General features: G+C 68.0%; 8 protein-coding genes. 6 read left to right on the top strand and 2 right to left on the bottom strand.

Annotated features, from left to right (window positions below; translation table 11 throughout):
- Window positions 1–1,393 (top strand): dihydrolipoyllysine-residue acetyltransferase (gene aceF, locus ALA01S_RS07720; protein WP_066334329.1); only part of this gene is annotated, 1,393 nt, incomplete at its 5' end.
- 13 nt (window positions 1,394–1,406) lie between these two features.
- On the top strand, window positions 1,407–3,194 hold the full coding sequence (gene lpdA / locus ALA01S_RS07715; RefSeq protein WP_066334327.1) for a dihydrolipoyl dehydrogenase: 1,788 nt from the start codon (window positions 1,407–1,409) through the stop codon (window positions 3,192–3,194).
- A gap of 116 nt (window positions 3,195–3,310) precedes the next feature.
- Here lpdA and ALA01S_RS07710 read toward each other — a convergent pair whose 3' ends face one another.
- Window positions 3,311–3,862, bottom strand: coding sequence for an NUDIX hydrolase (locus ALA01S_RS07710; protein ID WP_066334325.1), 552 nt, complete (start codon window positions 3,860–3,862; stop codon window positions 3,311–3,313).
- A 125-nt stretch (window positions 3,863–3,987) separates the two neighbouring features.
- Here ALA01S_RS07710 and maiA point away from each other — a divergent pair, with 125 nt between their 5' ends.
- Entirely contained in the window at window positions 3,988–4,626 is a 639-nt protein-coding gene (gene maiA, locus ALA01S_RS07705; RefSeq protein ID WP_066334324.1) for a maleylacetoacetate isomerase, read from the top strand.
- A complete protein-coding gene (gene pgeF, locus ALA01S_RS07700) occupies window positions 4,616–5,404 on the top strand; it encodes a peptidoglycan editing factor PgeF (protein ID WP_066334323.1) in 789 nt (262 codons plus the stop codon). Before maiA ends, pgeF begins: the two co-directional genes overlap by 11 nt.
- Here pgeF and ALA01S_RS34680 read toward each other — a convergent pair.
- On the bottom strand, window positions 5,336–5,554 hold the full coding sequence (locus tag ALA01S_RS34680; protein ID WP_238455723.1) for a hypothetical protein: 219 nt from the start codon (window positions 5,552–5,554) through the stop codon (window positions 5,336–5,338). The genes pgeF and ALA01S_RS34680 overlap by 69 nt on opposite strands.
- Between ALA01S_RS34680 and ALA01S_RS35165 the strand changes: the two genes are divergently transcribed.
- Both ALA01S_RS35165 and ALA01S_RS07695 read left to right on the top strand, forming a co-directional pair.
- Window positions 5,496–5,621, top strand: a complete 126-nt coding sequence (locus ALA01S_RS35165) for a hypothetical protein (protein WP_259375508.1) — start codon at window positions 5,496–5,498, stop codon at window positions 5,619–5,621. The two genes, ALA01S_RS34680 and ALA01S_RS35165, sit on opposite strands and share 59 nt — an antisense overlap.
- A 189-nt stretch (window positions 5,622–5,810) precedes the next feature.
- On the top strand, window positions 5,811–7,421 hold the full coding sequence (locus ALA01S_RS07695; RefSeq protein WP_084267317.1) for a PHA/PHB synthase family protein: 1,611 nt from the start codon (window positions 5,811–5,813) through the stop codon (window positions 7,419–7,421).
- Window positions 7,422–7,426 lie beyond the last annotated feature (5 nt).

The raw sequence follows: 7,426 nt of genomic DNA, 5'->3' as shown, positions 1-7,426 counted from the left end.
GGCGCCCACGCCCGCGGCCGAAGCCCCGGCGGCGGCTGCCGCCGGCGGCGTGATCGAGGTGAAGGTGCCCGACATTGGCGACTTCAAGGAAGTCGCCGTGATCGAGGTGTTCGTCAAGCCCGGCGACAAGGTCAAGGTCGAGCAGAGCCTGATCACCGTGGAGTCCGACAAGGCCTCCATGGAGATCCCGTCCTCGCACGCCGGCACGGTCAAGGAAGTGCTGATCAAGCTGGGCGACAAGGTGAGCGAAGGCTCGCTGATCGTGCTGCTCGAAGGCGCCGGCGCTGCCACTGGTACGGCCGCCCCGGTTTCGGCCGCCGCGGCTCCCGCACCGGCTGCCGCCGCCGCGGCCCCGGCCGTGACGGTGTCGGCGCCCGACGTGGCGCCGCCCGCGCAGCGCCAGGCGCCCACGGCCGCGCTGCCGGCGCACGAGCCCACCGCTCCTAAGGGCAAGCTGCCGCACGCTTCGCCTTCCATCCGCCTGCAGGCCCGCCAGTTGGGCGTGCCGCTGGAGGAGGTGGCAGGCTCCGGCGTCAAGGGCCGCATCACGCAGGACGACCTGCAGAACTTCGTGAAGGCCGTGATGGCCGGCACGGCGCAGACCAAGGCGGCCGCCGCCAAGGCGCCCGCTGCCGCCCCGGCGGCCGCGGGCGGCGCCTTCCCCGGCCTGCTGCCCTGGCCGCAGGTGGACTTCGCCAAGTTCGGCCCGGTCGAGCGCAAGGACCTCTCGCGCATCAAGAAGATCAGCGGCGCCAACCTGCACCGCAACTGGGTCGTGATCCCGCACGTCACCAACCATGACGACGCGGACATCACCGAGCTGGAAGCCTTCCGCGTGCAGCTCAACAAGGAGAACGAGAAGTCCGGCGTCAAGGTGACGATGCTGGCCTTCCTGATCAAGGCCGCCGTGGCCGCGCTCAAGAAGTTCCCCGAGTTCAACGCCTCGCTGGACGGCGACCAGGTGGTGCTCAAGCAGTACTTCCACATCGGCTTCGCGGCCGACACGCCCAACGGGCTGATGGTCCCGGTGATCAAGGACGCCGACAAGAAGGGCATCTTCCAGATCAGCCAGGAGATGTCGGAGCTGGCCAAGAAGGCCCGCGACGGCAAGCTCGGCCCCGCGGAGATGACCGGTGGTTGCTTCAGCATCTCGTCGCTGGGCGGCATCGGTGGGCGCTACTTCACGCCCATCATCAACGCGCCGGAAGTGGCGATCCTGGGGGTCTGCAAGAGCTCCATGGAGCCCAAGTGGGACGGCAAGCAATTCGTCCCGCGCCTGACGCTGCCGCTGTCGCTGTCGTGGGACCACCGCGCCGTGGACGGTGCCGCGGCCGCGCGCTTCAACGCGTACTTCTGCCAGATCCTGGCGGACTTCCGCCGCGTGATGCTGTAAGGGGACCGACGACATGGCACTCATAGAAGTCAAGGTTCCCGACATCGGCGATTTCAAGGAAGTCGCCGTCATCGAGGTGCTCGTGAAGCCGGGCGACACGGTGAAGGAGGAGCAAAGCCTCATCACCGTGGAGTCCGACAAGGCCTCCATGGAGATCCCGTCCTCGCACGCGGGCACGGTCAAGGAGCTCAAGGTCAACTTGGGCGACAAGGTGAGCGAAGGCTCGCTGGTGCTGGTGCTGGAGGCCGCGGGCGCGGCCGCCGCCGCGCCGGCCCCGGCGCCCGCTCCCGCGCAGGCGGCAGCCCCGGCGGCGCCGGCGGCCGCGCCCGTCGCGGCGCCCAATGCCGGCAGCTACGCCGGCAACGTGGACCTCGAGTGCGACATGCTGGTGCTGGGCGCCGGCCCGGGCGGCTACTCCGCCGCCTTCCGCGCCGCCGATCTGGGCATGAAGGTCGTCATCGTCGAGCGCTACGCCACCCTGGGCGGCGTGTGCCTGAACGTGGGCTGCATCCCTTCGAAGGCGCTGCTGCACGTGGCCGCCGTGATGGACGAGGTGAAGCATTTCGCCGACCTGGGCGTGACCTTCGCCGAGCCGACGGTGGACATCGACAAGATGCGCGCCCACAAGTCCAAGGTGGTGAGCAAGCTCACCGGCGGCCTGGGCGCCATGGCCAAGATGCGCAAGGTCACCATCGTGCGCGGCTACGGCAACTTCGTGGACCCGTTCCACGTCAAGGTGCAGGAGACGGGCGGCGACGCCCAGGAGCGCACGGGCGGCGAGAAGGTCATCCGCTTCAAGAAGGCCATCATCGCCGCGGGTTCGCAGGCGGTGCGGCTGCCCTTCCTGCCGGACGACCCGCGCATCGTGGACTCCACCGGCGCGCTGGAGCTGCGCCAGCGTCCCAAGAAGATGCTGGTCATCGGCGGCGGCATCATCGGCCTGGAAATGGGCACCGTTTACTCCACGTTGGGCGCACGCCTGGACGTGGTGGAAATGCTGGACGGCCTGATGCAGGGCGCCGACCGTGACCTGGTCAAGGTCTGGCAGAAGATGAACGCCCCGCGCTTCGACAACATCATGTTGAAGACCAAGACGGTGGGCGCCGAGGCGACGCCGGACGGCATCAAGGTGCAGTTCGAAGGCCTGGACGGGACCAAGAGCGAAGGCGTCTACGACCTGGTGCTGCAGGCCGTGGGCCGCACGCCCAACGGCAAGAAGATCGGCGCGGAGAACGCCGGTGTCGTCGTGAACGAGCGCGGCTTCATCCCCGTGGACGTGCAGATGCGCACCAACGTGCCGCACATCTTCGCCATCGGCGACGTGGTGGGCCAGCCCATGCTGGCGCACAAGGCGGTGCACGAGGCCCACGTGGCGGCGGAAGTGGCTGCCGGCGACGAGCACGCGCGCTTCGACGCGCGGGTGATTCCGAGCGTGGCCTACACCGACCCCGAGGTGGCCTGGGTGGGCCTGACCGAGGACGAGGCCAAGGCGCAGGGCATCAAGGTCAAGAAGGGCCTGTTCCCGTGGACGGCCTCCGGCCGCGCCATCGCCAACGGCCGCGACGAGGGCTTCACCAAGCTGCTGTTCGATGCGCAAACGCACCGCATCCTGGGCGGCGGCATCGTGGGCACCCACGCCGGCGACATGATCGGCGAGATCGCCCTGGCGATCGAAATGGGTGCGGACGAGGTGGACATCGGCAAGACCATCCACCCGCACCCGACGCTGGGCGAGAGCATCGGCATGGCCGCCGAAGTGGCCCACGGCTCCTGCACGGACCTGCCGCCGCAAAAGCGCTGACCGGGTTTCCCTCCGCGTCCTCACGGGCGCGGATGGGGCCTTCAATGCAAAACGCGCCGCATTTGCGGCGCGTTTTTCACATGGGGCAGGGCGTGTTCCCGCTGCGGGCTTGTGCCTTATTCGATGTCGGCCGTATGGAGGCCGAACTGGCCGCGCTTGCGGTCTTCGAAGTAGCGCTTGAGCGTTTCGCGCACGGTGCGGAAGGCGATCTGGTCCCAGGGAATCTCGGCTTCGGAGAAGAGGCGCGCCTCTATCGTCTCGGGGCCGGGGTCCAGGTGGGTGTCGGTGAGCTTGGCGAGGTAGTAGAGGTGCACCTGGCCGACCTGGCGCACGTTCATCACGCTGAAGAGCTGCCCCAGCTCGATGTGGGCGCCGGCCTCCTCCTGCGTTTCGCGCAGGGCACCTTGCGAGGTGGTCTCGCCCAGCTCCATGAAGCCGGCAGGCAGCGTCCAGAAGCCGCGCCGGGGTTCGATGTTGCGCAGGCACAGCAGCACCTGGTCGTTCCACACCGGCAGCGTCCCGACGACGTTGAGCGGGTTTTCATAGTGGATGCGGCTGCATGCCGGACATACCGCGCGCTCCCGGTTGTCGTCCGGGGGGATGCGGTATTGGACATGGCTGCCGCAGGCGGGGCAGTGCTGGATCCTGCTGCGCTCGGAAAGAAGCATCCGGCCAGTTTAGCGTGGGCCTCGCGCGCCTCGGCCGGCGTGCAGGGTTCCCGCCATGTTCACAAGCCCACAGAGGGGTTTATGCTGCACCGCGTCAACCCCGCAGTTCCGCAGTAAGTTCCTGAATGCAGCTGTACAACTACTTCCGCTCCTCCGCTTCCTACCGCGTGCGCATTGCGCTGGCCCTCAAGGGCCTGGACTACGAATACAAGCCGGTGCACCTGGTCAAGCGCGAGCAGCTTGCGGAGTCGTATGCCGCGGTGTCGGCCTCGCGCCTGGTGCCGCTCCTGCGCGACGGTGACGCGACGCTCACGCAGTCGATGGCCATCATCGAGTACCTGGACGAAACCCACCCCGAGCCGCCGCTGCTGCCCAAGGACGCGCTGGGCCGCGCCCGCGTGCGCGCGCTGGCGCAGGACATGGCCTGCGAAATCCACCCGCTCAACAACCTGCGCGTGCTGCGCTACCTGGTGCACGACCTGAAAGTGAGCGAGGACGACAAGAACCGCTGGTACCGCCACTGGGTCGAGACCGGCCTGGAGGTGGTGGAGCGCCAGATGGCCGAGCACCCCGCCACCGGCCGCTTCTGCCACGGCGACACGCCCGGCCTGGCCGATTGCGTGCTGGTCCCGCAGGTCTTCAATGCCCAGCGCTTCAACTGCCGCCTGGACCACGTGCCCACCGTGATGCGCGTGTACGAGGCCTGCATGCAGCTCGATGCCTTCGACAAGACGCAGCCGGCCGCTTGTCCCGATGCCGAGTGACGAGCTGGAAGGCGTGCTGAAGCCCGAATGGCCGGCACCGGCCGGCGTGGGCGCGCTCATGAGCACGCGCGCCGGCGGCGTCAGCGCCGCGCCTTTCAACGCGCTCAACCTGGGTGATGCCGTGGGCGACGACCCGGACGCCGTGGTCGGGAACCGTGCCCGCGTTGCCGCCGCGATCGGGGGCGCCGTGCCGGTGTGGCTGCGCCAGGTGCACGGCACGCGCGTGCTGCGCCTGACGGCGGCCGACGCCGCCGCGCTGGCCGACGCGCCGCCGCCTGAAGCCGATGCCGCCGTCACCGGGGAGCCCGGCGTGGCCTGCGTGGTGCAGGTGGCCGACTGCCTGCCGGTGTTGCTGGCCGCCGCCAATGGCCGCGCCGTGGGCGCCGCGCACGCGGGCTGGCGCGGGCTGGCCGGGGGGGTGCTGGAAAACACGCTGGCCGAGGTCTGCGCGCTGGCCGCCTGTGCGCCGGCCGACGTGCTGGCCTGGCTGGGCCCGTGCATAGGCCCGCAGGCCTTCGAAGTGGGGGAAGACGTGTTGCGCGGCTTCGGGGCGGACCCGGCCGGCGGCGATGCCGCGTTCACTTGGCGGCCGCGCCCCGACGGCAGCGCGCGCTGGCTGGCGGACTTGCCTCAGCTCGCGCGCAGGCGGCTCGGTTTGGCAGGTCTGCGTCAGATCAGAGGCGGACAGTGGTGCACGGTGCAGGATGAATCAAAGTTTTTCTCGTTCCGGCGCGACCGGGTCACGGGGCGTCAGGCTGCCGTCATCTGGCTGCGCTGAAGCCTCGGCACGCTTGCGTGCCCGGCGCCGCGCCGGCGAGCCCATGAGATACAGAACGATGGACAAGGGCAGTGCCCCATACAGCACGAAGGTGAACACAGCGCCCAGCACCGTCCCGTTGGGCGCCGTGGCCTCCGCCATGGCCATCATCAGCACCACGTACATCCACGCCAAGGCCACCAAGTACATAGGAAATACCCGCGATTACGCAGAATGACGTATTTCGTAGAATGAAAAGAGTTGTCATGATGCGGTAAGACACGAAGCCTACAACACTGCACGCCAACGGTTTTCGTGAAAAAGTCCTCAGGAGACGAGTGTGACCCTGCAAGCTATTCCCGCACTGCAAACGTTCGGTGACAACGCCACGGCGCTGGGCGCCGCCATTTCGGATGCGTTGCGCACCATGTCCGGTCTCAACCTGCCCATGCAGGCCATGGCCAAGTTGCAAGGCGAGTACCTCAACGAAGCCACGGCACTGTGGAACAAGACGCTGGGCCGCCTGCAGGCCGACGGCAGCGCCGAGCCGGCCAAGTTGCCCGACCGCCGCTTCTCCGCCGCCGAGTGGGCGCAGAACCCCGCCGCCGCCTATCTGGCGCAGGTCTACCTGCTCAACGCCCGCACGCTGATGCAGATGGCCGAGTCCATCGAGGGTGATGCCAAGGCCAAGGCGCGCATCCGCTTCGCCGTGCAGCAGTGGATCGATGCCGCCGCGCCCAGCAACTTCATGGCGCTCAACCCCGAGGCGCAGCGCAAGGCGCTGGAGACCAAGGGCGAGAGCATCAGCCAGGGGCTGCAGCAGTTGTGGCACGACATCCAGCAGGGCCATGTGTCGCAGACCGACGAGAGCGTGTTCGAGGTGGGCAAGAACGTCGCCACCACCGAGGGCGCCGTCGTCTACGAAAACGACATGTTCCAGCTGCTGGAGTACAAGCCGCTCACGGCCAAGGTGCACGAGAAGCCCTTCCTGTTCGTGCCCCCGTGCATCAACAAGTACTACATCCTGGACCTGCAGCCGGACAACAGCATCATCCGCTACACCGTCGCGCAGGGCCACCGCGTCTTCGTCGTGAGCTGGCGCAACCCGGACGCGTCCACGGCCGGCAAGACCTGGGATGACTACGTGGAGCATGGCGTGATCCGCGCCATCCGCGCCATTCAGCAGATCACCGGGCAGGACAAGCTCAACGCGCTGGGCTTCTGCGTGGGCGGCACCATTCTTTCCACCGCGCTGGCCGTGCTGGCAGCCCGTGGCGAGCAGCCCGTGGCCAGCCTCACGCTGCTGACCACGCTGCTGGACTTCAGCAATACCGGCGTGCTGGACCTGTTCATCGACGAGACGGGCGTGCGGCTGCGCGAGATGACCATCGGCGAGAAGGCGCCCAACGGCCCCGGCCTGCTCAACGGCAAGGAGCTGGCCACGACCTTCAGCTTCCTGCGTCCCAACGACCTGGTGTGGAACTACGTCGTGGGCAACTACCTCAAGGGCGAGGCCCCGCCGCCGTTCGACCTGCTGTACTGGAACTCGGACTCGACCAACCTGCCCGGGCCCATGTTCTGCTGGTACTTGCGCAACACCTACTTGGAGAACAAGCTGCGCGTGCCCGGTGCCTTGACCGTGTGCGGCGAGAAGGTGGACCTCTCGCGCATCGAGGCGCCGGTGTACCTGTACGGTTCGCGCGAGGACCACATCGTGCCCTGGGAATCGGCCTACACCAGCACGCAACTCCTCTCCGGACCCAAGCGCTACGTGCTGGGCGCCTCGGGCCACATTGCCGGCGTGATCAATCCGCCGCAGAAGAAGAAGCGCAGCTTCTGGACCAACGAGCAGCTGGTTGCCGACGCCAACCAGTGGCTGGAAACCTCCACCGAGCATCCGGGCAGCTGGTGGACGGACTGGAGCGACTGGCTCAAGCAGCACGCGGGCAAGGAAATCGCTGCGCCCAAGACGCTTGGCAACAAGACCTACAAGCCCATCGAGCCCGCCCCTGGGCGCTACGTGAAGCAGAAGGCTTGAGCCGC

Source organism: Azohydromonas lata NBRC 102462, from assembly GCF_001571085.1.
Taxonomy (GTDB): Bacteria; Pseudomonadota; Gammaproteobacteria; order Burkholderiales; family Burkholderiaceae_C; genus Azohydromonas; species Azohydromonas lata.
The sequence above is the reverse complement of the archived record's forward strand: the minus strand, read 5'-3'. Positions and strand labels throughout refer to the sequence as shown.

Coding starts and splice junctions, on each gene's coding strand:
- ALA01S_RS34680 (WP_238455723.1), bottom strand. CDS start 5,554: ATGATGGCCATGGCGGAGGCCACGGCGCCCAACGGGACGGTGCTGGGC.
- ALA01S_RS07695 (WP_084267317.1), top strand. CDS start 5,811: ATGTCCGGTCTCAACCTGCCCATGCAGGCCATGGCCAAGTTGCAAGGC.
- lpdA (WP_066334327.1), top strand. CDS start 1,407: ATGGCACTCATAGAAGTCAAGGTTCCCGACATCGGCGATTTCAAGGAA.
- pgeF (WP_066334323.1), top strand. CDS start 4,616: ATGCCGAGTGACGAGCTGGAAGGCGTGCTGAAGCCCGAATGGCCGGCA.
- maiA (WP_066334324.1), top strand. CDS start 3,988: ATGCAGCTGTACAACTACTTCCGCTCCTCCGCTTCCTACCGCGTGCGC.
- ALA01S_RS07710 (WP_066334325.1), bottom strand. CDS start 3,862: ATGCTTCTTTCCGAGCGCAGCAGGATCCAGCACTGCCCCGCCTGCGGC.